At 44.6% G+C, this 24,266-nt stretch carries 24 protein-coding genes; 12 read left to right on the top strand and 12 right to left on the bottom strand.

Features of this window, described 5'->3' with window-relative positions; all coding sequences use genetic code 11:
• Window positions 1–3: 3 nt before the first annotated feature.
• From MUK70_RS30670 to sufC, 8 genes are all read right to left on the bottom strand, one after another.
• A complete protein-coding gene (locus MUK70_RS30670) occupies window positions 4–1,113 on the bottom strand; it encodes a vWA domain-containing protein (protein WP_234607089.1) in 1,110 nt (369 codons plus the stop codon).
• Window positions 1,114–1,205: 92 nt separating this feature from the next.
• On the bottom strand, window positions 1,206–1,634 hold the full coding sequence (locus MUK70_RS30665) for a BrxA/BrxB family bacilliredoxin (RefSeq protein ID WP_234607088.1): 429 nt from the start codon (window positions 1,632–1,634) through the stop codon (window positions 1,206–1,208).
• A 145-nt stretch (window positions 1,635–1,779) separates the two neighbouring features.
• Window positions 1,780–2,091, bottom strand: coding sequence for an SUF system Fe-S cluster assembly protein (locus tag MUK70_RS30660; protein ID WP_221393148.1), 312 nt, complete (start codon window positions 2,089–2,091; stop codon window positions 1,780–1,782).
• Between the two features lie 26 nt (window positions 2,092–2,117).
• Window positions 2,118–2,552 (bottom strand): SufE family protein, encoded by a 435-nt coding sequence (locus MUK70_RS30655; RefSeq protein WP_234656628.1) that lies wholly within the window; start codon window positions 2,550–2,552, stop codon window positions 2,118–2,120.
• Between the two features lie 13 nt (window positions 2,553–2,565).
• Complete coding sequence (locus tag MUK70_RS30650) at window positions 2,566–2,946, bottom strand: DUF5618 family protein (RefSeq protein WP_234656627.1); 381 nt, start codon at window positions 2,944–2,946, stop codon at window positions 2,566–2,568.
• Between the two features lie 47 nt (window positions 2,947–2,993).
• Window positions 2,994–4,220: a cysteine desulfurase gene (locus MUK70_RS30645; protein ID WP_234656626.1), complete on the bottom strand. Its 1,227-nt coding sequence runs from the start codon at window positions 4,218–4,220 to the stop codon at window positions 2,994–2,996.
• Window positions 4,221–4,304: 84 nt separating this feature from the next.
• Entirely contained in the window at window positions 4,305–5,624 is a 1,320-nt protein-coding gene (gene sufD, locus MUK70_RS30640) for a Fe-S cluster assembly protein SufD (RefSeq protein WP_234607082.1), read from the bottom strand.
• 62 nt (window positions 5,625–5,686) lie between these two features.
• Entirely contained in the window at window positions 5,687–6,445 is a 759-nt protein-coding gene (sufC, locus tag MUK70_RS30635) for a Fe-S cluster assembly ATPase SufC (protein ID WP_234656625.1), read from the bottom strand.
• 258 nt (window positions 6,446–6,703) lie between these two features.
• On the opposite strand from sufC, the gene MUK70_RS30630 reads away from it, so the two are divergent.
• Both MUK70_RS30630 and ctlX read left to right on the top strand, forming a co-directional pair.
• Window positions 6,704–8,173 (top strand): arginine deiminase family protein, encoded by a 1,470-nt coding sequence (locus MUK70_RS30630; protein ID WP_234656624.1) that lies wholly within the window; start codon window positions 6,704–6,706, stop codon window positions 8,171–8,173.
• A gap of 58 nt (window positions 8,174–8,231) precedes the next feature.
• Window positions 8,232–9,188, top strand: a complete 957-nt coding sequence (gene ctlX / locus MUK70_RS30625; RefSeq protein WP_234656623.1) for a citrulline utilization hydrolase CtlX — start codon at window positions 8,232–8,234, stop codon at window positions 9,186–9,188.
• 70 nt (window positions 9,189–9,258) lie between these two features.
• On the opposite strand, the gene MUK70_RS30620 is transcribed toward ctlX, so the two are convergent.
• On the bottom strand, window positions 9,259–9,717 hold the full coding sequence (locus MUK70_RS30620; RefSeq protein WP_234656622.1) for a hypothetical protein: 459 nt from the start codon (window positions 9,715–9,717) through the stop codon (window positions 9,259–9,261).
• 243 nt (window positions 9,718–9,960) lie between these two features.
• Here MUK70_RS30620 and MUK70_RS30615 point away from each other — a divergent pair, with 243 nt between their 5' ends.
• Both MUK70_RS30615 and hemW read left to right on the top strand, forming a co-directional pair.
• Window positions 9,961–12,033, top strand: a complete 2,073-nt coding sequence (locus MUK70_RS30615; protein WP_234656621.1) for a TonB-dependent receptor — start codon at window positions 9,961–9,963, stop codon at window positions 12,031–12,033.
• A complete protein-coding gene (gene hemW / locus MUK70_RS30610) occupies window positions 12,033–13,157 on the top strand; it encodes a radical SAM family heme chaperone HemW (RefSeq protein WP_234656620.1) in 1,125 nt (374 codons plus the stop codon). The genes MUK70_RS30615 and hemW overlap by 1 nt, the downstream gene beginning before the upstream one ends.
• 57 nt (window positions 13,158–13,214) lie before the next feature.
• Here hemW and MUK70_RS30605 read toward each other — a convergent pair whose 3' ends face one another.
• On the bottom strand, window positions 13,215–13,640 hold the full coding sequence (locus tag MUK70_RS30605) for an OsmC family protein (protein WP_234607075.1): 426 nt from the start codon (window positions 13,638–13,640) through the stop codon (window positions 13,215–13,217).
• 273 nt (window positions 13,641–13,913) lie between these two features.
• Between MUK70_RS30605 and MUK70_RS30600 the strand changes: the two genes are divergently transcribed.
• Together MUK70_RS30600 and MUK70_RS30595 are read left to right on the top strand one after the other, a co-directional pair.
• On the top strand, window positions 13,914–14,459 hold the full coding sequence (locus tag MUK70_RS30600; RefSeq protein WP_234656619.1) for a hypothetical protein: 546 nt from the start codon (window positions 13,914–13,916) through the stop codon (window positions 14,457–14,459).
• Between the two features lie 83 nt (window positions 14,460–14,542).
• Window positions 14,543–15,163, top strand: coding sequence for a DUF1684 domain-containing protein (locus MUK70_RS30595; protein WP_234656618.1), 621 nt, complete (start codon window positions 14,543–14,545; stop codon window positions 15,161–15,163).
• Window positions 15,164–15,217: 54 nt separating this feature from the next.
• Here the strand turns inward: MUK70_RS30595 and MUK70_RS30590 are convergent, their stop codons facing one another.
• The gene (locus tag MUK70_RS30590; RefSeq protein WP_234607072.1) at window positions 15,218–15,727 is read right to left on the bottom strand and encodes a YcxB family protein; all 510 of its coding nucleotides are present in this window, start codon (window positions 15,725–15,727) and stop codon (window positions 15,218–15,220) included.
• A 246-nt stretch (window positions 15,728–15,973) separates the two neighbouring features.
• On the opposite strand from MUK70_RS30590, the gene MUK70_RS30585 reads away from it, so the two are divergent.
• The 6 genes from MUK70_RS30585 to MUK70_RS30560 all read left to right on the top strand — a co-directional run bounded on the left by MUK70_RS30585 (window position 15,974) and on the right by MUK70_RS30560 (window position 21,184).
• A complete protein-coding gene (locus tag MUK70_RS30585) occupies window positions 15,974–18,034 on the top strand; it encodes a BatA domain-containing protein (protein ID WP_234656617.1) in 2,061 nt (686 codons plus the stop codon).
• A 68-nt stretch (window positions 18,035–18,102) separates the two neighbouring features.
• On the top strand, window positions 18,103–18,366 hold the full coding sequence (locus tag MUK70_RS30580) for a hypothetical protein (RefSeq protein ID WP_234656616.1): 264 nt from the start codon (window positions 18,103–18,105) through the stop codon (window positions 18,364–18,366).
• Window positions 18,367–18,753, top strand: a complete 387-nt coding sequence (locus MUK70_RS30575) for a type II toxin-antitoxin system VapC family toxin (RefSeq protein WP_234656615.1) — start codon at window positions 18,367–18,369, stop codon at window positions 18,751–18,753. It abuts the gene before it with no gap.
• Between the two features lie 101 nt (window positions 18,754–18,854).
• Window positions 18,855–19,985, top strand: coding sequence for a 5-(carboxyamino)imidazole ribonucleotide synthase (locus MUK70_RS30570; protein WP_234656614.1), 1,131 nt, complete (start codon window positions 18,855–18,857; stop codon window positions 19,983–19,985).
• A gap of 13 nt (window positions 19,986–19,998) precedes the next feature.
• Window positions 19,999–20,490, top strand: a complete 492-nt coding sequence (gene purE / locus MUK70_RS30565; protein WP_234656613.1) for a 5-(carboxyamino)imidazole ribonucleotide mutase — start codon at window positions 19,999–20,001, stop codon at window positions 20,488–20,490.
• 58 nt (window positions 20,491–20,548) lie between these two features.
• Window positions 20,549–21,184: a LysM peptidoglycan-binding domain-containing protein gene (locus MUK70_RS30560; protein ID WP_234656612.1), complete on the top strand. Its 636-nt coding sequence runs from the start codon at window positions 20,549–20,551 to the stop codon at window positions 21,182–21,184.
• A gap of 93 nt (window positions 21,185–21,277) precedes the next feature.
• On the opposite strand, the gene MUK70_RS30555 is transcribed toward MUK70_RS30560, so the two are convergent.
• Window positions 21,278–24,166: a TonB-dependent receptor domain-containing protein gene (locus tag MUK70_RS30555; protein WP_234656611.1), complete on the bottom strand. Its 2,889-nt coding sequence runs from the start codon at window positions 24,164–24,166 to the stop codon at window positions 21,278–21,280.
• Between the last annotated feature and the right edge of the window lie 100 nt (window positions 24,167–24,266).

Genomic DNA, 24,266 nt, shown 5'->3' with positions numbered 1-24,266 from the left:
GTGTTACTTGACGTTTTTCCTGCGGTTACGCTGAAAATCTTCCAGTACAAATCCGCCCAGTCCTTGCAGATTGCTATAATAAGCGCGGCCGTTATTGACCTGCGTGAAATTTTGCACGAATTGTTTCAGATAAGGGTCCGTTGCGATCATGAATGTTGTCACGGGAATGTCCAGCCTTCTGCATTGTGCGGCTAACGTCAGCGTTTTATTGATGATCTTGCGGTCCAGGCCGAAGCTGTTCTTATAATAGCGAATTCCTTCTTTCAGGCAGGTCGGCTTTCCGTCCGTGATCATAAAAATCTGCTTATTCCGTGTTTTTTTACGTCGCAGAATGTCCATAGCAAGCTCCAAACCTGCCACAGTATTGGTGTGATAAGGTCCAACTTCAAGATAGGGCAAATCTTTAATCTGGATCTGCCAGGCATCATTTCCGAACACGATAATGTCCAGCGAGTCTTTGGGATATTTGCTTCTGATGAGTTCAGCCAATGCAAGCGCCACTTTTTTAGCAGGCGTAATGCGATCTTCTCCATATAAAATCATGGAGTGACTGATATCGATCATTACGACGGTTGCTGTTGTAGTTTTTTGCTCACGCTCAACTACTTCCAGATCATTTTCCATCAGCATAAAATCACCAATGCCGTGGTTAACCTGCGCATTTTTGATGGATTCCGTCATCGCGATCTGGTCCAGCGTGTCGCCAAACTGGAACTGGCGGATGTCGCTACTCAGTTCATCCCCTACGCCCATGTGCGGTGTATGATGGTTTCCGCCTGTTTTCGAGCGTTTTAGCTTACCAAAAATTTCATCCAAAGCACTTTTCCGGATGCTTTTTTCGGCTTTTGGCGTCATGATGATCTTACTCTCACCATCCTGCTTTTCTTCCGTGATATAACCTTTCTTTTTAAGGTCATCGAAGAAATCGCCGATGCCATAAGAGTCATTGGTCAAATTATATTGTCGGTCGAGCTCACTAAGCCATGACATTGCTTCGGAAACATCGCCGGAAGTCATTAACAGCAACTGCTGGAAAATGTCGAACAATTGCTCAAATTTGCTGTTTGGCCCTTGTTCGGCTGGTATAAATTTGGAAAAACGATGTCCACGCATAAAAACTCAGGCTAAAAATAAGATCTCAAAAAGAGACGGCTACTTTCCAATTTAATCGAAAGTAGCCGCATATTCATTAACATTTGACAAGACTATGCTTCTTCTGCACAGAACTCTTCAAATGCCATTTGCAAATGTTGTGCAATCATCTCAGCCGAACGGCCTTCAATGTGATGACGCTCTACAAAGTGGATCAGCTCACCATCCTTGAAAAGCGCTACCGCCGGTGACGACGGCGGATATGGCAATGTATATTCGCGCATTTTAGCAGTTGCTTCTACATCTGCCCCCGCAAAAACGGTTGCCAAATGGTCAGGCTTGATCTCGCTGCGTGACAACGCGGCGGTTACACCCGGACGGGCTGCGCCTGCTGCACATCCGCACACCGAATTGATCACGACCAAAGCCGTTCCTTTTGTAGTTTGCATAAAATTGTCAACTTCCTCAGCCGTTGTCAAATCCTGAAAACCAACATTAACCAGTTCAGCTTTCATTGGAGCCACTAATTGTGGTGGATACATATTTCTAAAAATTAAAGTTTATGATAAAATTATATTTTGGCCTTCGGCAATCAGCCATCGGCACTGAGCTTCTTATTTTTGACTGCCGAAACCCGACAGCCGAGGTTCCAAACATTTGACCGCCGATAGCCGACAGCCGAAGTCTCTACATAAACCCCAGTTCCAGCTTGGCTTCTTCCGACATCATTTCCGTTGTATAAGGAGGGTCAAATGTCAGTTCAAGGCTTACATCATTCACGCCTTCCACTTCGCGGATCTTCTGTTCCACCTCTCCCGGCAATGTTCCAGCAGATGGGCAGGAAGGCGATGTCAGGGTCATGGATACAAACACATTATTGACAGGGAATATTTTCAAATCGTAGATAAGCCCCAACTCGTAAACATCCACCGGAATCTCCGGATCGTAAACCGTTTTAATGGCCTTTACAACTTCTTCCCTTAATTCTGCCTCTGACATTTTGCTATATATTTTACTAATCTGAATTAATTCGCCGTATGAAAAGACTTTGCCTGAAACGCAACACCATAGGCCTTCATTTGCTTCAACATGGCAGCAAGCCCATTTGACCGGGTTTGGGCAAGATGTTGGTGTAATCCAACGCGTTCCATAAAATAAAGGTCCGCACTGGCAATTTCCTTTGGCGTATGTCCTGACAAAACTTTCACAAGCATGCTTACCAGTCCGCGAACAATAATTGCATCGCTATCCGCTTCAAATTTCAGCAAGTCGCCATCCATGTAAGCATTCAGCCACACGCGGGACTGGCAACCCTTTATAATGTTGTCTTCAGTCTTATACTGCTCTTCCAACGGCGGGAACTGCTTTCCGAGATCTATTATATACTCGTACTTGCTCTCCCAATCATCAAACAATTCAAAATCCGAAATTAGTTCGTCCTGTATCTCGTTTATGGTCATTGTATTTTTAAAATTATGCTGCCGCAGTCTTCGTTTCAACCCAATTAATGATTGACTCTGCCATATTAAGCCCGGCAGTGGAAACATTTGCGTCCGTGTTTCCATCGTAACTCATTGCTAGATGAAGCGTGCTGTAAGCTGCGACAAATGAGGCCAGCGCCTTCTTATCTAACTTGGAAAGATTCTCTTTGTACCAAGAAACATCTTTCCTGCCCCTGCCTTTTTCCTCAAATAAACCGTCAAGCGCCACCAAAACCCCGGTATAAGCTGCATGACCTGCAAGCTTAACATATTTCGGGTCCTGATAAAGGCCATCCTCTTTCTTCGCTTTCTCTTTCAAAATCTCCTTCGCATTATCCAGATAACGCTTGGCTTCTTGTACTGTGTTTGGCATAGGTGTATATAGATTTGGTTTAATATTCGGAGGTTAATTTAGCAAGATTATCCCAGCATTCTTTTCACTTTATGCAAGCCCTGGATCAAAAGATCAATTTCCTCTATCGTGTTATAAACAGCAAACGAGGCTCGGCTGGTTCCGGTAATATTGAATCGCCGCATGAGTGGTTGTGTGCAATGATGGCCTGTGCGAACGGCAATGCCTTGCTGATCCAACAAGACGCCTATATCCTGGTGGTGAATGCCGTCAATCACGAATGAAAGCACACTTACTTTTTCTTTTGCCTGACCAATAATCCGTAGTCCTGGTATTTCCTTGACAGCTTCGGTTGCATATTCCAACAACCTGTGTTCGTGTACTGCAATGTTTGACTTCCCTAATGTATCGACGTAATCCAAAGCAAATTTGGCCGCTACAACATCTGCAATGTTAGGCGTTCCGGCTTCAAATTTATACGGCAGTTCATTATATGTCGTTTTCTCAAAAGTCACTTCCTTGATCATTTCTCCACCGCCACGATAAGGAGGCATGGCATCCAGCAACTCCTTTTTTCCATACAAAATCCCCATTCCCGTCGGGCCGTAGATTTTGTGAAGAGATAATGAATAAAAATCACAATCCAGGTCCTGAACGTCTAAATGCAAATGGGAACTTGCCTGCGCGCCGTCCAGCAGCACTTTCGCGCCAACGGCATGTGCTTTTGCAATAATCTCTTTCACTGGATTAATGGTGCCCAGCGAATTGGAAACATGCACGACAGACACAAACTTGGTGCGTTCTGTAAGCAACTTTTCATATTCATCCATCAGCAATTCACCCTCATCATTGATCGGGATCACTTTCAGAATGCAACCCTTTTCTTCGCACAGCATTTGCCAGGGCACAATGTTCGAGTGGTGTTCCATGGTTGAAATAATCACTTCATCACCGGCTTTCAGGAATGTGCGGCCATAACTGGATGCTACGAGGTTAATCCCATCGGTTGTTCCGTAAGTAAAAATGATTTCCTCAGAGAGCGGCGCGTTAATAAAAGCTTGCAAACGGCGGCGTGACTGCTCAAATGCCGAAGTCGCTTTCTCTGCCAAATGGTGGATTCCCCTGTGAATATTGGCATTATAATGCTCATAATAACCCGACAACGCATCCAAAACCAGACGCGGCTTCTGTGTTGTTGCTGCATTATCAAAGTAAACCAGCTGCTTTCCGTTCACAATTTCATTCAGGATCGGAAAGTCATTTCTGATGGATGCTATATCAAGATTGTTGCTCATGATGACAGGTATTTAAGAAAAATACCCAACCCAATGAATGACAGGTTGGGTAGCAAAAAGATGGGTCTGGCGTATGTCAGACGATTATTTTGAAGCGAGCTTCTGAGCAATTACGTTTTCAAGATATTCACGGACAGATTCGATTTTGATCTGGGAAACAACATCGGCGCAAAATGCGAACATCAACAGCGACATGGCTTCCGGTCTCGAAATACCGCGTGAGCGCATATAAAACAGCGCCTCTTCATCAATCTGGCCGGTTGTGGTTCCGTGCGAACATTTCACGTCGTCAGCAAAAATTTCGAGCTGCGGTTTCGTGTTCATTGTCGCTTCGGTTGAAAGCACAATGTTCTTGCAGGATTGAAAAGCATTTGTTTTCTGCGCGTCCTCACGAACAAATATCTTTCCGTTGAAAACACCTTTTGATTTATCCCTTAAAATCCCTTTATACAACTCATTACTTTCTGAATTGGGTTTTCGGTGATCTGCAACAGTATGGTTATCAACATGTTGCGTCCCGTCCGGAAAATAGAGACCATACATATGCGCGTCGCAGCGCTCGCCGTCGAGAATAATGTTCAGGTTGTTGCGTGTGAAACGCCCGTTGAGCGTAACTGTTCCCGCGTAAAAATGCGAACGGTCAAGCATCCGCACTTGCGTAGTGCCTATGTGGTAAGCATTATCGCTCTCGTTCTGCACTTTGTAGTATTCAACATTTGCATCTTCGGCCACATATATTTCTGTGACAGCATTAGTGAAAGAACGCGCTGTTCCCAAAGTACGGAAAGCTTCGGCGAGCTTAACCTGTGCATTGCGGCCAACAGAAATAATGTTTCTTGGTTGACTGCCTACATTCTCCGTCCGGGCATCACTTACAAAACGGAGGATTACCGGATGTTCGACTACTTTGTTATCAGCGATGTGAATAAAAATCCCGTCCTGCGCAAAAGCAGTATTTAGGGAAGTGAATGCATCTTCCTGGTCTTTAACCAATTCATTGAAATAGGCGTTAACCAGGGAAGGATTGTTTTTATATGCTTCTGAAAGCGAACTGATTGTGATCTGGTCTTGTGAAGAAATGATGCGTGAAAGCTCCGCATGATAATGTCCGTTCACAAAATAGATGATATTTGCATCCTGTGCCGGGATCTTCAAGTCTTCAAGATCAGCCAATCCAAGCGCGCTTTCTGCATTAAAATTATAAGAAACACTGACCAGATCCCTGACATTGGAATATTTCCACTCCTCGTTTCTGGTTGTCGGGAAACCCAACTTATCAAATTCAGCCAGTGCTGCACGTTTTTTCTGATGAAAAGCCGATGAAGCCTCACCATTCATAACGGATTCACGGGCATGGAAATCCGCGATCAGCCTGGTTTTCAAATCTATTGTTTCGGTACTCATTGATGTATTAATATGGTACTTTAATTGTTAAGAATTTCAAAGCATAAGCCTCAAAAACTTTCTTAACCAATGGCTTCTACTTCCGCCTTGATCCAGTCGTATCCCTTTTCCTCCAATTCCAGCGCAAGCTCCTTGGGACCGGATTTTACGATCCTGCCTTTGTAAAGTACGTGAACATAATCAGGAACAATGTAGTCCAGGAGTCGCTGATAGTGCGTTACCACGATCGTCGCACGCTCGGGAGAACGCAATGAGTTAACTCCTTCTGAAACAATGCGCAGCGCGTCAATATCCAGTCCAGAATCGGTTTCATCCAGGATCGCCAGCTTTGGTTCAAGCACAGCCATTTGAAAAATTTCATTACGTTTTTTCTCACCGCCTGAAAAGCCTTCATTCAGAGCCCGTTTCAGCAATGAATCGTTCATGCTTACCAGCTTCGCCTTTTCACGCACCATTTTCAGGAATTGTGCAGCGTCGAGTGGATTTTCACCTCTATATTTACGAATTTCGTTTACAGCAGTTTTAAGAAAATTAATGGTCGTAACACCAGGGATTTCAACAGGATACTGAAATGCGAGAAAAATACCTTCAGCCGCCCTTGTTTCAGGAGCCATTTCAAGAATATTCTTTCCGTCAAAAACTACCGAGCCGCCAGTAACTTCATATTCCTCTCTTCCGGCCAGAACAGACGCCAAAGTGCTTTTACCAGAACCGTTAGGCCCCATAATTGCATGCACTTCCCCTGGCTTAACTTCCAGATTGATGCCTTTTAATATTTCCTTACCTTCAATTGAGGCACGCAAGTCATTAATAGAGAGCATAACTTATTTATACTTAAAATACAGTTCTTGGTAAATTTACCGCAAAAGTAACACGCTTTGCGCGTAAAAGAAAATGACGGTAATCGTCCGCAGTGATATGCTGCATATAAACTACAACCTTTTTAAAGCCAGCCTTGTTCCCCGGATTTCGATATTTATAACCTAAAAGCGCTGCCTGTAAGGACGTTGCCTGAGAGCCGGTTTTTAATTGGAAAAGAAACATTTACTTTGCGCACAACACACGTCATCAAATCATTTATGCATACAGAAATTACAGCCGGCACTGCGATAAACGTCGCTTCGGAAACGGGCACATTGAAAAGGCTGCTCATTCATAGTCCCGACCGAGGACTGGGAAAAGTGGTCCCCAGCAAAGCACAAGACTGGCTTTTTGAAGACATTGTACACCTGGACACCATGCGTCGGGGTGAATATGATTATTACGTAAAGCTGCTGCTTTACTTCCTGGATCCGGACAAGATCAAAGGAAAGCTGGCCGACATAGATGATGATCCGACCCGCTCATTTTTCATTCCCGGTTCTGAAAAATACTTTGCTTCGGACTGTGTGGTTGAAATCCAAAAACTGCTAGGAGAAATACTGGAAGATAATGAAGTCCGTGTCAAGTTAACAGCCGCGATTTGTGGCATCGAAAGATGTTCTTATAATACGCAGGAAGAGCTCAATCAATATGACCCGCATGAGTTGGCCAAAATCTTTATCTCCGGCTCCTATTCAGACAAGAGAATGTTGTTTGCGCCCTTACCCAACCTGATTTTTATGCGGGATATCGGCATTGTGATCAATGATCACATTTTACTGAACAAACCGGCGAAAAATGCCCGGACGCGCGAGTCGATCCTGGCGCAATTTGTTTTCTTTTATCACCCGATGTTTGGTAAAATAAAAGAACGCATCATTGAAATACCCGAAAACGAACGACACTTTTTGCTGCCGGATGATGAGAAAGCAAGTGATTACCATCGCTGCACACTCGAAGGCGGTGATGTGATGATGGTTGCGCCAAACCATCTCCTGATCGGTTGCAGTGAGCGGACGTCACTTTACGCGGCCCAGCAAGTGATGAAATTGTTGTTTGAAAAAGAGGTCGTCAATAAAATTACCATTGTCAAAATCCCCAAAAAACGGGATTATATGCACATTGACACCATCTTTACGCAAGTGAAAAAGAATGTTTGGGTGCTGCTCGGTTCACTTGCGCGCTTAGGGGATGAAGCAAAAAAACAAGACGTGCTGCATTTCTTTGCGCCTCAGGATACAAATAAAGAATTCAGGATTTTGCAATTTCTTAAAGGCAAAGAACATCATCCGACGGAAATTGAGAACCTGGAAGACCTGCTCACATCGATCAGCGTCACCGATCTGGGTGCCACCGAGCCTGTCAGGTTCATCTACTCCGGCGACAACGAGTTTCCTTACGGCGAACGCGAGCAATGGACGGATTCCTGCAACCTTCTAGCATTAAAGGACGGAGTAGTCGTGGGTTATGACCGGAATGACAAAACGCTGGATGCATTCAGGAAGCACGGTTATCATGTAATCAGTGCAAAGGATTTAATACAAAAATTGGAAGATGACGAGCTTTCGGTTGAAACATTAACAGACACTTTTATCACACTTCCATCCGCAGAGCTCTCACGGGCGCGTGGCGGGTCCCATTGCATGAGTATGCCGCTACTCCGGGAGCTTTCGCTCCGGGAATTTTAATATTGTATTCGCCGTCTTTCAGTTGTAAATTGCAATAGACATTTACTCCAAAACTCCTATGCGTGTTATCACTTCATCCGCCCAAATTCAGCCCCAATCTACCTCCCGGATCATGATGATCAGGCCGGTGCGGTTTGGCTTTAACAGCGAAACGGCTGAAAGCAACGAGTTTCAGCAGCATTCATTCGCACAAAGCACGCTGGAAACAGCGGGTGACCTGGCGAAGGAAGAATTTGATCTGATGATCGATCAATTAAAAAAAGCGGGTGTGGACCTTCATATTTTTAATGATAATGAAGACATCCTGAGACCGGATGCTGTTTTTTCCAATAACTGGGTTTCTTTTCACCAGAGCGGAAAAGTGGTGCTTTACCCCATGATGGCCGAAAACCGCCGAGCTGAACGCAGGCTGGACATTATTGAACGCTTAAAAGAGGATTTCAAGGTTGAGGAAATTATTGACCTCAGCTATTTCGAAAAGCAGGGTAAATTTCTGGAGGGAACCGGCAGCATGGTGCTGGACCGCCGTTACAAAATTGCCTATGCCTGCCTTTCACCCCGCACGCATCCCGAAGTTTTGGAAGCATTTGCGGATGCATTAGGCTACGAAATTGTTGCTTTTTCAGCTTCTGATGAGAATGGCAAGGCTGTCTATCATACCAATGTCATTATGTGCGTTGGCGACGTTTTTGCGGTGGTTTGCCTGGAAGCGATCAAAGATCCCGATGAGCGGCAAATGGTGCGTGCAACGCTGGAAGAAACTAAGAAATACATTATTGAAATATCATTTGACCAGGTGCGGCACTTTGCAGGAAACATGCTGATGGTGCGAAATACCAAGTCGGACAAATTCCTGATCATGTCCACGCAAGCCTACGAATCATTAACTGATCACCAGCGACAAGCTCTGAGCGATTATGCCCGTATTTTACATACGGATCTAGGTGTGATTGAAGGCAATGGCGGAGGTTCTGCCCGATGCATGATGACGGAGATCCATCTCCCGAGAAAGTGAAGTTCCATCAAAACAAAAATGCTCCTCAATTGGGAGCATTTTTGCAATTCGTAACCCTTATAAAAAACAATTAATCCCTGATATCGGCTTTCGCTTTTGCGATTTTTTCCTTTGTTTCTGCTTTAAATGAATCCCATTTGTCAGCAGTTTCATCCTGTACATTTTTCCAGGAAGCTTTCAAATCTTCTTTTTCTTCGTTCAATTCTTTCTTGCGGTCTCTCCACTTTGCTTTCTCCTTGTCAGTGGCTTTTTCCATTTTTTCGTCCGCCTCTTCTATCTTTTTGTCGAGTTTTGCAACGGCCTCATCAATATCCGCTTTCAATGACTCTTTATCCTCTTTCACTTTCGCCTCAAAATCATCGCCAGCTTCTTTGATATCCGTTTTTGCTTCCGCCACATTTTCATCCATGTCATCTTTTGCCTCCTCAACAGTTTCGTTAGCAGAGTCTTTAGTTTTTTCCGAACAGCTGGTTAGGCTCAGCATGCCCATGGTTAACATTGTGGCAACCATCAAAGTGATCTTTTTCATAACTGGGGTGTTTTAATTTTAATCGGTTTAACAGAATGTGTAGTTCATTAAAAACATCCTAACAAAAATCCTACCAGACCACTATACGCCGTGCGGTCATGCTTTTGTAGAAATTTATGCTCACTGTTTTGCCAAAGTGACCTGAACTTGATCATTTCATCACCGGTTATGGGTGGTATATCCCTTGCTAGTGTTCCTTTTAATAATCAGTTTTGTATTTTATTGATAGTCTTCTCAACCATTATGCGTAAATTTTATATTCCTGGTCTCTGCGTTTCAATATTTATTTTCATCAATCCTGGAAAATCTGCTGCTCAAAGCGATTCCCTGCGGACCAACGAGCTGGATGAGATCACTGTCAACGCATTCGAATCAAAAACTGACCCGCTGACGACTACGGCAACGGTGGGGTTAATCTCATCGCGGTCGCTGGAAAGATTTGCCACCAACACCTGGACCAATGCTGTCAATACTGTCCCAGGTGTTAAAATGGAGGAACGTTCGCCCGGAAGCTACCGGTTTTCGGTTCGTGGAAGCCTTATCCGTTCACCCTTTGGTGTACGTAACGTAAAGTTTTACTGGAATGGGATCCCATTTACAGACGCAAGCGGAAACACACCGCTTAACTCCCTCGATTATGGTGCTGTACAAAATATGGAGATCATTAAAGGACCAGGAAGCAGCATTTATGGCGCAGGAACAGGCGGGGTTGTATTGCTGCAAAGTCAGCCTGACAACGATTTCACCAACCGCGCAGAACAAAGCGTAAGCATTGGAAAATACGGTTTTCAAAGCAGAAACTCAACGATCCAGCTTGGTGATATCTCGGTGCAATATGGTCATAGCGAGCAGGATGGCTATCGAAATCACAGCAGCATGGTAAGAGATGCGATCCGTTTTACATCCTCGTCCCGGTTAGGAGATCGCAGCACATTGTCGATATTGGGGATGTATTCCGATTTGAAATATGAAACTCCTGGCGGCATCAACCTCGCACAATATCAAAGCAATCCGAAACTGGCCCGACAATCCACCCCTACGGTGCCGGGGAGCGAGGCGCAGCAGGCTGCTATTTATACCAAACTGGCTTTAATAGGTGGTAATTACACATGGCAGCTTTCGGATAACTGGACGCAATCCAATGCGTTGTATCTTACTTTTACAGATTTTGCCAACCCATTTATTTCAAATTATGAAAAACGGGACGAAAACGGCATAGGCGGCAGAAATATCTGGCAAAACCGCTCGCAGATCGGCAATGTCAAAACCAACTGGACAACCGGATTTGAATGGCAATACGGCAAATCGGCGCAGCGCAATTACGACAATATCGGCGGCAGGCCGGACAAGCAGCAGACCGTTGAAGACATTCGCACCACGAGCCTTTCCGTTTTCAGTCAGTTGGAAGCGGTGTTGTTTACTGACCTGACATTGAGTGCGGGAGCGAGTTACAACACATTTAAATACAAATACGAAAGATTTTTTGTGCTGCCATATAGTAAGGAGGCGCGTAAATTCGATGGCATATTTGTTCCAAGATTTGCCGCCAATAAAGTCATAGCCAAAAATTGGGCTTTAGTAGCGTCTTACAGTGGTGGTTACTCCCCTCCTACTTTGCAGGAAGTGCGGCCGTCTGCCGGGGGCTTCCGCAGGGATCTGGAAGCGGAAAAAGGCATGAACACCGAATTTGGAATCAGAAAAACGGGTAAGGTCATTACTGGCGAAATCAGTGTGTATCATTTTGGATTGCGTGAAACCATTGTCCGCCGGACGAATGAGGCGGGCGCTGAGTTTTTTATTAATGCAGGAAAAACACGTCAAAACGGCTTGGAATGGACTGTTGCTTACGATATTTTATCAAATCCAAAACTCCCTGTAATGCTTAAACTGTGGAACACAGGCACTGCAACAAAATATACTTTTGAAAATTTTCAGCAAGCTGACGTTGATCTGAGCGGCAAGAGAATTCCGGGAATTCCCAAGTTTTCACAAACCTCGGGTCTTGACGCCCTTTTCAAATATGGATTTGCGGCTTTTGTAACTTATCAGCACGGAAGCTCGTTCTATCTAAACGACGCCAACACGGTAGAAAACACGCCCTATAACCAGTGGATTGCACGCGTAAGCTGGAAAAAAAGTTGGGGACAACATTTTTACAGCGAACTTTCCGCATCCGCAGAAAAGGTGAATGCTGGCATTTATAGCCTCGGTTACGACCTGAATGCATTTGGTAACCGTTACTATAACAGTGCGCCAAAAGACAATTTGTGGGCCGGCGTGAAGATCGGCTGGGAGTGGCAGAAAAATTCCAAATAATGCATTTATACCTTCATATTCCCTTTTGCAGACAAGCTTGCCATTACTGTGATTTTCATTTCAGTACAAATATCTCAAACAAACGTGCTGTTGTAGAGGCAATTGCAAGTGAAATCATACTCAGGAAAGACTATTTGCCCAAAGCGGACATTGAAACTATTTACTTTGGCGGTGGAACACCCTCAATGCTGGAAGAAGCCGAGCTGCATTTATTATTAAACACAATAAATAAGCATTTTTCGATTGCCGGCAATGCAGAAATCTCGCTGGAAGCCAATCCCGATGATCTGGAAAAAGAGAAGTTGCGGCAATTTTACAATGCGGGAATTAACAGGTTAAGCATTGGCATTCAGTCATTTCACGAGCCGCATTTGCAATTTCTAAACCGAGTTCACTCAGCTTATGAAGGAGAGCACTGTGTAAGGACTGCACAGGAAATTGGGATAAACAACATTTCTATTGATTTGATTTATGCGATTCCAGCGCCGGATCACAGTATTTTAATGCAGGATATGCAAAAAGCATTTGCCCTGGACATTGCTCATATTTCAGCCTATTGCCTTACGATTGAGCCGCAAACTGCATTCGGGAGCTGGCTAAAAAAGAACAAAATCAAGCCCATTGATGAAGAATATGCTGCCCAGCAATTTGAAATATTGGTAAAAACCCTGGCCGACAACGGTTATGAGCAATATGAAATTTCAAATTTCGCCCGGGAAGAACATTACAGCCTGCACAACAGTTCTTATTGGAAACAAAGGCCGTATTTGGGCGTCGGGCCAAGCGCTCATTCTTATAATGGTACAAGCCGGGAATATAATGTATCAAACAACGCCCGCTATGTGGAAGCCATTCAAAAACAGATCATTCCGGCTACATTGGAGACATTGTCGCCAGCGGACCAGACAAACGAATATCTGCTGACCGGGCTTCGGACAAAATGGGGAGTCAATAAGGAAAAGCTCGAAATGTTGTCGGGCAGATCCTTTTTCCCAGCGCATCAAGTAGATCTTGAAAAGTTGAAGGAAAAAAACTGGATCAGGGAAGATCCGGAAAACTGGTATCTGACCGATATGGGGAAACTTTTTGCGGACAGGATATCCAGCGACTTATTTATTGATTAAGACTAATTATTTACCGGGCAGAAAATAATGCTGCCCGGTAAATAGGCAAGAATGGTTTTATTCAGAAACCAACTCAGCATTCAATGTAATTTCTGCATTCAGCAATTGCGAGATCGGGCATTCTTTTTTCGCCTTATCCGCAATTTGTGCAAATTGATCTGCCGAAACGCTCGGAACTTTTGCTTTCAGTTCAATGGCACTTTTTGTAACCTGTCCTTTTGCAGGATCTAATGTAACGGTTGCAGTTGCATCCAGCTCGTCTGCTGTAAAACCGGCTGCATTGAGCTCAAAGCTAAGTTTCATAGCAAAACAGCTTGCATGGGCAGCTGCGATCAACTCCTCAGGATTGGTTCCTTTGCCTTCTGCGAAACGGGTGTTGAACGAGTATTGGGTGTTTTCCAACACAGTGCTTTGCGTACTAACGGTTCCTGTTCCCTCTTTGCCGGTGCCTTTCCAAACGGCTGTTGCTTTACGGTTGATCATATCAAATTTGTTTTAGAGTTAAAATTAAATCCTTCTTAATCGGATCATTTCAACGAAAAGTAACGAGCAGCGCCGATTTACGCAAATTATTAAATTAATATACTGTGCAATAAATCGCCAGTTTTCATTGTTCCAGACTATGCGCATTCCCATCTGCCGACAACTCTTTTAGTTAAGGATTGTTAATGGCCGGCCGGAGAGATTAAACTTTAATATTGCGCAGCAATCTAAAACCCATATTACAAACCATAATTCAACTTAATCTATTAAATCATGAAAAAGTTAATAATGCCTCTTCTCCTTGCCGTTGCCGTTTTGTTCCAAAGCTGCGAAGGCCCCGAAGGGCCACAGGGACCAGTTGGCGACGAGCTCGTGGGAACCACATTCGACCTCGAAGGTGTGAATTTTACCGCTGCCAATGAGTTTCAGTATGGATTGACTTTCGCCGATGCAAAGCTGGGCGTAGATGTGCTGGAATCGGATGCAGTGCTGGTTTATATCAACTGGGGAACCGAAGACGTAAACGGGACCGAATTGAACGCATACAGACTGTTGCCACAAACAGCTTTTCTGGACAATGGAATCCTGACCTATAATATGGACCGCACTGCACGCGATTTCTCGATTTTCCTGGACGGGACGGTTGACCCGGCCAAAGTTGATCCGGATTACACCAGAAACCAGGATTTCCGCGTCGTGATCATCCCCTCCGATTTCGCCCTGCGCACAGCTGGCCAGGTGGATTACAGTGATTATAATGCGGTTGTAAAGGCATATAACATTGACGAGTCAAAGATTAAAGTTGTGAAGGCCAACTAGGCACAGTATTTGAATAGTCTAGGCATTCTGGATATTTTTTTATAAAATCCGGTAATTTTTTACCGGATTTACTTTTACCAAGTATGAAAAGCGTTTTAAACACACTCGGGTTACTGCTGATTACGGTTTCGGTGGCATGTGCACAGGATTTTAAGAAGGAGACTGATAAGTACAGAAAGAAATATAAAGAAGAATTTCTGAGCTCGGCCAACTCCCCATTAAAACAAGCCGATTTGCCGTTTTTACAATTCTACGAACCCGACTCGGCTTACAGGGTCGTTGCGAAGTTTGAGAAAAGCCGCGGCCAGTCTTTCGAAATGCCCACATACAGCGGCGTTAATAAGACCTATGTGAAATACGGCAAGGTGAAATTCCGTATCAATGGTAGAAAACAAACATTGAACGTTTACAGAAGTCTTAGTTTACAGCAGCTTGCTAAGTACAAAGACTACCTTTTCATTCCTTTCAAAGACAAAACCAATGGTGAGGAATCTTATGGCGGCGGACGCTACCTGGATCTGAAAACCACCGATATAAAAGACGGAGAACTGGTGCTGGATTTCAATAAGGCCTATAATCCTTATTGTGCTTACAGTGACGGCTACAATTGCCCCATCCCGCCAGCCCCAAACCATTTGCCGATTGCGATCACAGCCGGAGAAAAGAAATTCGGTAAAGACCACCAGCAGGCGGAATTGAAATAACGTAAAAAATCCCGATCTGAACAGACCGGGATTTTTCATTTCGTATTAAAATTTTTATGCTTTCAAAAAGTCTTTTTGCTTCATAATGCGCTCGAAAACCTTGATATCGTGTTCGGAAGTGAAAATGCTGAAAGGCAGATACAAAAACTGTCCTTTTGAAATCACAAGCACATAAGCTTCTTTGTCTTTGTAAGCGTCCATGATCTGCTCCCACTTCATTACGCTGCCCTCTTTCTGGTTCAGTTTCATCAGGATCTGACGGTTGTCAATCTCATAAGAAAACTTTTCGAACATGGGCTTATATTGTGCCAGCTGCGTAATGCCGGTAAACTGCACCAGCCAGAAAAGCACGTAAAGTAATGCGCCGACAAACACGGTAATGTAGATCCACAAGTTCGGATAAACACCGGTAAGGTTCAGAACGGCATTGATCAGGATTAGTGCCAGTGGTATTAATCCCCATTTCAACTGCGTTTTGAAAAAATAACGCATCGCAAGGGTTATGTATTTTTTCGTGGGTAAAGCATATCTTTTTGTACGGACCGCCGCCGGGTTCGTAGGCATTTGATACACAGGTTGGTGTTTATTCACCGAAACTTTCGCCATAATTCAATTTAAATTAACAATGCTGTATTCCTTCGAAAGCAGCGTTAAGGTACGCGCGCTACTGCCGGAAAATGAAGTGCAAAGTTAGAAAAAAGCTGCCGACATATCAGAAAGCTGTTGAAATAAAAAACTGTTATGAGATTTTAGTGTAATTTGTCTTTCTTAACTGCGTTGAACATGAAACACGAAAATATTCATAGCTAAATGGGTTTCCTTTTTCCATCATTTTTGTGGGGTCTTCTGGCTGTTTCAGTTCCTATTGCGATTCATATTTTCAATTTCCGTCGTACCAAAAAAGTCTATTTTACCAATGTCGCGTTTTTAAAGGCGGTAGAAACAAAGACGCGTTCGGTAAGGCAGGTCAAGCATTGGCTTGTGTTGGCTGCCCGCATTTTAGCTATCGTTTGCCTGGCGCTGGCCTTCGCCCAGCCATTTTTACCAGCAGAAAATAACCAGGCAGTTGGCCGAAAAGGCATTACCAGCTTATATCTGGACAATTCACTGAGCATGGAAAGTGAGCTGAATAGCAAGCGATATCTCGACATTGCAACCGCGCGTTTGAGCGACTTGCTGGGATTGTTCAGAAATGCCACCTCTCTTCAACTCGTCACCAACGACTTTGCGGCCCAGGAACAGGGTTTATATGCATCAGAAAAACTACGTGACAGGCTGACAACCATTGGTTTATCAAACACGCCGCGCACTTTTGAGCAGGTTTATAAAAGGCAGGAAAACCTTATGTCCCGGCATCAGCAAGCGGGCAAAAACCAACTTTTCTGGTTCTCCGATTTCCAAAAAAGCACTTCGGGCGATCTCACAGGACTCAAAACGGACACAACTAATCAACTGTTTTTGGTGCCCGTTCAGGCTGCGGCTGAGAAGAATGTTTTTGTGGATTCGGCCTGGCTTAACACGCCTTTTATTCGCGAGTTGCAGAATAACATTCTATTTGTTAAAGTCAGTAATTCCGGATCGGAAGCAGCTCGCAACGTTGTCTTAAAGTTGAATCTGGATAATACACAAGCTTCAACGGCGTCTGTGAATGTTCCTGCGAACGGCAGTGCAACGGCGAAATTCAATTTCAACTTAAAAGGGAAAGGCTATAAAAAAGGGCAGATCACATTCGACGACTTCCCGGTGACTTTTGATAACAACTATTATTTCGTGCTCAATGCATCGCCACTGATCCGCGTACTCCATATTTATGGGCAAAAGTCACCCGGTAACTACATTGAAAATGTTTACGCCAATGACAGCCTGTTTTCACTCCAAAGTTACAGTGCTAACAATGTAGATCCCGGGCTGATCAAAAACACGGATCTGGTGGTTTTGGAAGGTGTTACCTCACTTTCGGGCTCCTTGCCACAGGATTTGCAGGAGCTCGTTCGCAATGGCGGGAGCGTTACGGTGATCCCGCCTGCTGCTCCTAACACCGAAAGTTATAATGGTTTTTTATCACGAATTGGCGTCAACGGCCTTACAGGAACGCAGAATGGTGATCCGGCGCCTGTTGCATTGGCAGCCCCTGATCGAAACAATCCGTTTTTTAGTGATGTATTTGAAGAGTCAGTCCGGCAGGAACTGAACCTCAACCTGCCCTCAGCTTCACCTGTTTGGAGCTGGGCTAATGAAGGGCAAATGGTGCTTGCACTGCGCAACGGCCAGACTTATCTAAATCAGGTTACTTCGGGAACAGGCAAAGTGTATCTTTTTGCAGCACCATTGAATCCGGAGTACGGGAACATCGCCCAGCACGCCATTTTTGTTCCGATCATGTACAAAATCGCTGCATCCAGCGTCCGCGCACAGCGTACATCATTTAAATTTGATGAAAATCCAATCAGTTTGAATGTTGAAAAAGCACAGCCGAATACGGTTTATAAATTGAGAAGAAATAAAACAGAAGTAATCCCGGTCCAGCGCATTGCCGGAAACCAGCTTCTGCTGGAAATCCCACAAGGCGACCAGCTTGGAGAAGGGCTTGATGCAGGTTATTTTGAATTAATAAAAGACAACAAAGTAGAGCAGATCATCGCATTGAACCACAATAATGCAGAGTCCAAACTGCAATATTATTCCCCAGACGAGCTAAGGACCATTTTCGCCGGCCAGAAAAACATCCAGATCTTCGACCGCATCGACGACGATGCATTCTCCACCGCATTCCAGCAACAAAACATGGGAACCAATCTTTGGAAATACTTCCTATACGCAGCCCTTTTCTTCCTGCTGGTGGAGATCGCTTTGATCAGGTTTTTGAAATAATTGCTAAAACAATAGTTGTAGTTTTCGTTTTAAGAGAAAATTTCTATTTTTGAAAAAAAGATACAATTATGCGCACTATAAAATCAAAAACCGCTCTTCCCGGCATCTCGAAGGCTGAGGTATATTCAAGTCCTGCAAGAAAGACTTCCGAGTTGAACGAGTCAAGCGTGGGTTACCAAAAGCTTGATCCTGCCAAATATGGGCACGTGATCGACTGCCAGCTTTCAGATGAGGAGCTGGCAATGGCAAATGATCCTAATGTCAAGCCTTTCGGGCATATCTCCGACTCTGCAGCATATGTTCGCAAAATCCGCAAAGCGTCAAGGCCCTAGATGTTGCTGCTTGACACAAACATCCTTATTGACTATTTGAGAGACAAGCCGCAAGCCATTCAATTCATTAATTACACAGGGAAACTCAACCTTGGAATCAACACCATCGTTGTTTTAGAACTATATAATGGATGCCTTAACAGGGCCGAATTTGCCAAAATCAAACGCACGCTCAATGGCTTTATTCAGTTTGATCTCAATGAATCTGTTGCCAAAGCGGCGATTGATATTAGTCACACATTCGCACTATCCCATCAGTTAAGCGTCGCTGATACGCTTATTGCTGCAACTGCATTGGTCTATGATCTTGAACTACGAACATTAAATGTCAGAGATTTCCGGATGATCCCTGGTCTCCGCGTTTCTAACTCCCTACTTCTGCCGTAGCAATGTGATTTTTTTTAAAACTATATTATCAAAAGATTTCGGTTCAGTTTTATGTTAGCGGTTTTTACACCAATTTTGTGCGACACTACCGAAACTTTTAAATGCTTTCATCGCGAATAGGAATCCTTGGCGGCGGCCAACTAGGACTGATGCTTTTACAAGCCGCTGTGGACTGGAATCTGGACATTCACGTCCTCGATCCCGATGCAGAGGCACCATGCAGAAAAATTGCCCCTCACTTTCAGCAAGGCTCATTACAGGATTATGACACAGTTTATAATTTCGGTAAAGAGCTGGATGTCATCACAATAGAAATCGAAAAGGTGAATGTCCAGGCTCTGGAAGCACTGGAAAAGGAAGGAAAGAAAATCTTTCCGCAGCCATCGGTTATCCACCAGATTCAGGATAAGCGCATCCAAAAGCAGTTTTACAAAGAAAATAACCTCCCTACTGCTGATTTTATATTAACAGAAAACCGGGATGATGTTTATAAAAACGCCTCATTTCTGCCCGCATTTCACAAGCTGGGAAAAGACGGTTACGACGGCCGCGGCGTGCAGCGGTTAACCTCGGAAGCGGACATTGAAAAGGCTTTCGAGCAGCCGGGATTACTGGAAAAAGCAGTGCCTTTTGAAAAGGAACTGGCCGTGATCGTGGCGCGCAATGTGAAAGGGGAAATCACCACATTCCCGACCGTGGAAATGGTTTTTCATCCTGAACTGAACCTCGTCGAATATCTTTTTGCCCCCGCAGAAATTGAAAAAACCATTGATGAAAAAGCACAGGAAATAGCCAGAAAAACGGCGGAAGCTTTCCAGATTGTAGGCCTTTTGGCCGTAGAGCTTTTCATGACAGCCGACGGCGAGATCCTGATCAACGAAGTGGCACCACGGCCGCATAATAGTGGGCACCACACGATCCGCGCCAATGCAACTTCGCAATATGAGCAACATTGGCGGGCTATTTTGGATTTGCCGCTCGGCAGCACGCACGCTTACGGGCCGTCTGCTATGGTGAATTTGCTGGGGGAAGAAGGCCACGAAGGCCCGGCTGTTTATGAAGGAATGGAGAAATTGTTGGCTACTGAACAGGTTTTCCCGTTCCTTTACTGGAAGGCGATTACAAAATCATTCAGAAAAATGGGCCACATTACCATTATGGATGCCGATATCGCGTCTTTAAAGAGAAAGGTTGATTTTGTTAAGCAGAATATTAGAGTAATCAGTAAGTAATCTTCGTTATATAATGGTTGGAATCATAATGGGAAGCCTTTCGGACCGGAAAATTATGCAGCAGGCAGCTGATGCACTTTCCGAGCTTGGGATCGCCTTCGAAATGGAGATCGTTTCGGCGCACCGGACTCCCGAACGCATGCTGGAATATGCGTCAACGGCCAGAAGCCGCGGATTACAAGTTATCATTGCCGGTGCAGGCGGCGCGGCGCACTTGCCAGGAATGGTCGCCTCGCTTACTTCATTGCCCGTTATCGGCGTTCCGGTTTTATCAAGCAATTCGATTGATGGTTGGGATTCAGTGCTTTCCATTCTGCAAATGCCCTCAGGCGTTCCGGTTGCGACGGTTGCGCTGGACGGTGCCAGAAACGCAGGAATACTGGCCGCGCAGATCATTGGAGCCACCGATCCGGCAGTCGGAAAACGGCTGGATTTGTTCAAAGAAGGCTTAAAAGAAAAAGTCGCGGTGATGAATGAGGAATTGAGAAATCACCTTGGAAGTTAGAAGGTCTTTAGTATTTTCGTAAAATTAATTTGCACCACAAAACATCGAATAACCGGCTATGGAAGACGAATTCCCTAAAAAAAGAAATGTCCGTCCGACCGAAAAGTCCAACCTCCCCATTGTTACGCTTCTTGTGTTGGTTCTTTTGGTATTAGCAATGTTATATGTGGGATATGAATACATTTCAGATAGTTCGTCCAATTCTGAAGAGCTTACCTCGGTTGTTGTGGATTCAACCTTAGACGAGCAAAGCGCCGGAGAGCCAATTACGGATGAACCCGCCGAAGCGCTGGAAACTACGCCTGCTGAGAAATCAGCCGAACCGGTAAAAGAAAAACCAAAAGAGGCCGAAAAAGAAACAACTCCCGCTATTTCGGCATCCTCTGTGGGTGGAGAACAAATCACGCATACCGTAAAAAGTGGTGAAAGCTTTTCCAGCATTGCATCCCGCTATAATTTAAAAACAGAAACATTAAAGGGCTTGAATTCGTCCAGCCCTGAATTAAAGTCCGACGTTACGAAACTTAAAATTCAGGTTCAAGCCGTGCATACAGTGGGACCTGGTGACGTTTTGAGGGTTGTTGCGGGCAAATATGGGATCACCAAAGAAGCGCTTATGAAAGCGAATGGCAGAACGAGGGATTACTCGGAAAGAGGTGAAAAACTGATCATTCCTTTCCCTTCTAAGAAGTAGTTTAAAAATATTCATTGAGACCTGAAAAGCCCGGAACGAATGCTCGCTCCGGGCTTTTCTTTGCACTAAAATGTTGAATTCAGGATTAGTTGCTTAGTTAAAATTGCCACGGTCACCTCTGTTTCCTCTTCCACCACCAGGCATATCACCCCCTTCAAAATCTCTGCGGCGGTTGTTTTCGGGAGCCGGTGCTTTGCCGAAATTTCTCAGCGTGTAAGTGAATGTTAGCATGGCATATTGGGTCAAAACCCGGTTGGTTACATCCTGCACGTAAGTTTCGGTTACGTTTCTGGTAATGCTGTTGTTTTGTTTGAGTATATCAAAAACAGTCAGTTTCAGTTCGCCCGCATTGTTTTTCAGGAATTTCTTGCCAACGCTTGCGTTCCACAACGTAAAGTTTTGATTAAAACCCTGTCCAAGACCACGGTAAGACTGGTTACTAATGTCACTTTGCACAACAAATCCTTTTCCAAAAATCCAGTTTACACGTCCCGTAATTCCTTGCGTATAATAATTATTGTTCAGATTTGGCTGAATGGTGTTGCGCACAATGTTGTAATTCCCTGAATAAGAAACCGTAAAATCAAGCTTCTCGCTCACATTACTGCTCACAACCAAACCTTGTGAAACTGCGTACGTGTTCGAATAGTTGGAAATGTTATTGATCAAACCAGGCGAACGAACGTAGTTGAAACCAGTAGTCAAATTCACATTCAATTTCAGCGGCGCAACCGGCTTTCCGTAAGCCAGAAAAGTTCTGGCATTCCAGCTCCCGTCCACATTCACAGGCTTCGTAAACTTCGCTCCGCGCTCCAAAACAATTCCATCAGCCACTTCGGTTGGCTCCTGCGCAATCAATGTTGAATTCACGATCGCATTGTTGGTTTGCGTTACGAAAACCATTGCATTCAGGCTGTAAGGCCTTTCCGCACCAGCAAGTGAATAGCGAACATTGAACATATTGCGATACTCCTGTTTCAAATCCGGGTTACCGGCCGTCAATGCCAATGGATTGCTGTTGTCGATCACATTCTGCAATTGCGAAATCGAAGGCTGATTTGTTGAGCTTCGGAAAAATGTACGGAACTGCGTGCCGGTTTTGGATCTGTAACTCAACATGAAATTTGGCAGCAGATTGGTAAATGACTGATCCACTTTGGCATTAACGGGCGCCAACTGCTGACTGTATAATCCCGTATTCTGGAAGTCCAATCCAAAATTGGCAGACCAGCTATTTTTACGGTAGCGATAACCAATCCCCGCACGATTAGTCACATAACGATTGTCGAATGTATTGGAAAGCAGCGAATCCAGGCCTGAGTAAGTGTTTTCATCAAAACTCATGTTGTAGGTTTCCTTTTTAGAGTCGCTATTACTTACGGTCAGGCCGTAATTGAACTGTAACTGGCTGTTTTTTCCAATCGGCTCAGTATAGATCAGGTTTCCGCCCAATGTTACACCATTGGAATATGTAAAGCTCTCTTGATCAAGCGTATCGCCTCTTGCGGCCAAGCCCAGGCTGTCGTAAAACATGGTTCTGGAATAGAGATTACCAATCCCGTTACGGTCATTGAGCTGTGTGTTCAAATTCACAGATAATGTCCGGCCTTTCTTTTCAAATGAATGACGGAACAAAACATCATTATTGAAATTGTAAGCATTGGTCGCGTTGCGCTGATTGTTGTCCAGGCTATTGATTTTTGTTCCGTTGATCAGCGAAGAAAGCCCCGCTTTCACGCTCGCCGAGCTGTTGTCCTGAAAGCTCAGTCGTGGCGTCACGATCAGCGAATTGTTCTTGTTAATGTTGTATTCAATGCGGAAGTTGAGCCTGTGATTGGCATTTGTGTTGTTCGTGCGGCTTGTTTCATTATAAAACTGGTTCCCTGTCCCGCCTTGTAAAAAATATTCCTGTTCCAATGTTTGGGCATTGGTGTTGCCTGTCCTGTTGAAGAAATAGCTTCCGGTAACATCCACTTTTTTTCCAAACTTGTTGGCATAATTCAAACCAAACGAATTTGTCCCCGTTATCCCGCTTTGGTTGCCAACCAGAAAGTTACCAGCCGAACCGCCACCGCCCGAGCCGCCTCTTCCGCCTCCTCCACCGCCACCGGAAACACCGATCAGATCCTGGCTGGAAAAATTCTGCATATTAATGTTGTTGCTCAGCCCGATCACGGATATACGCTGATTCCCTTTGAAAAAGCTCACATTTCCACCAGCCTGATAACGATTATCCAATCCGTAACCGGCGAAAACCTTACCGAACTGACCCATTTTACGATCGGCTTTGGTTACAATGTTGATGGTTTTCTGTCCATTACCATCGTCAAAGCCGGTGAATTGTGCCTGATCGCTCAATTTGTCGAAGACTTCTATTTTATCAACAATCTCGGCAGGAAGTGATTTTAATGTCAATGCAGCATCTTCGCCGAAGAACGGCTTACCATCCACCAAAACTCTGTTAACCGTCTCACCATGCGCTGTTACGGTTCCGTTGGTAACCGTAATGCCAGGCATTTTTTGGATGAGATCTTCTGAGGTTGCGTCGGGATTGGTTTTGAATGCAGCAGCGTTGAACTGGGTCGTGTCGCCTTTTTGCTCCATGGCGGTAACCTGGCCTACGACTTTAATTTCTTTCAGGTTTGCAACAGCTTCACTCAATTGAAATGTTCCGACATCCTGATTATCATCTTGCAATGTAACTGTGCGCGAAGCGTCTTTATAACTCAGATAAGAAACCTTAACCAGGTAAACAGCCTGTTTCGCAAGGCCGTTGAAGGAAAATTTGCCCTCTATATCAGTCGTTACATACTCGGGCTTCGCATCCGGCAGGTTCCTGCTCACCGCCACATAAGCGCCAACGACCGGCTCATTGGTTACACTGTCTTTGACAACGCCGGTTATCCGGCCCGTTGAGTCTTGTGCAAATGCCGATAGCGACAATAATATCAGCAGCGAGAGTAGGGATGCGAATTTCTTCATGGTTTCTGTAAAGGTTTATTGCAGTTTAGAGCAACCTTTTTGATTATAGTTTAATCACGCTCCGCAATAAACCGCTACAATCGATGAAACCACCGCACTT

The organism is Dyadobacter chenwenxiniae (genome assembly GCF_022869785.1).
Taxonomy (GTDB): Bacteria; Bacteroidota; Bacteroidia; order Cytophagales; family Spirosomataceae; genus Dyadobacter; species Dyadobacter chenwenxiniae.
Note: the sequence above shows the minus strand (reverse complement) of the source record. Positions and strands in the feature narration are given on the sequence as shown.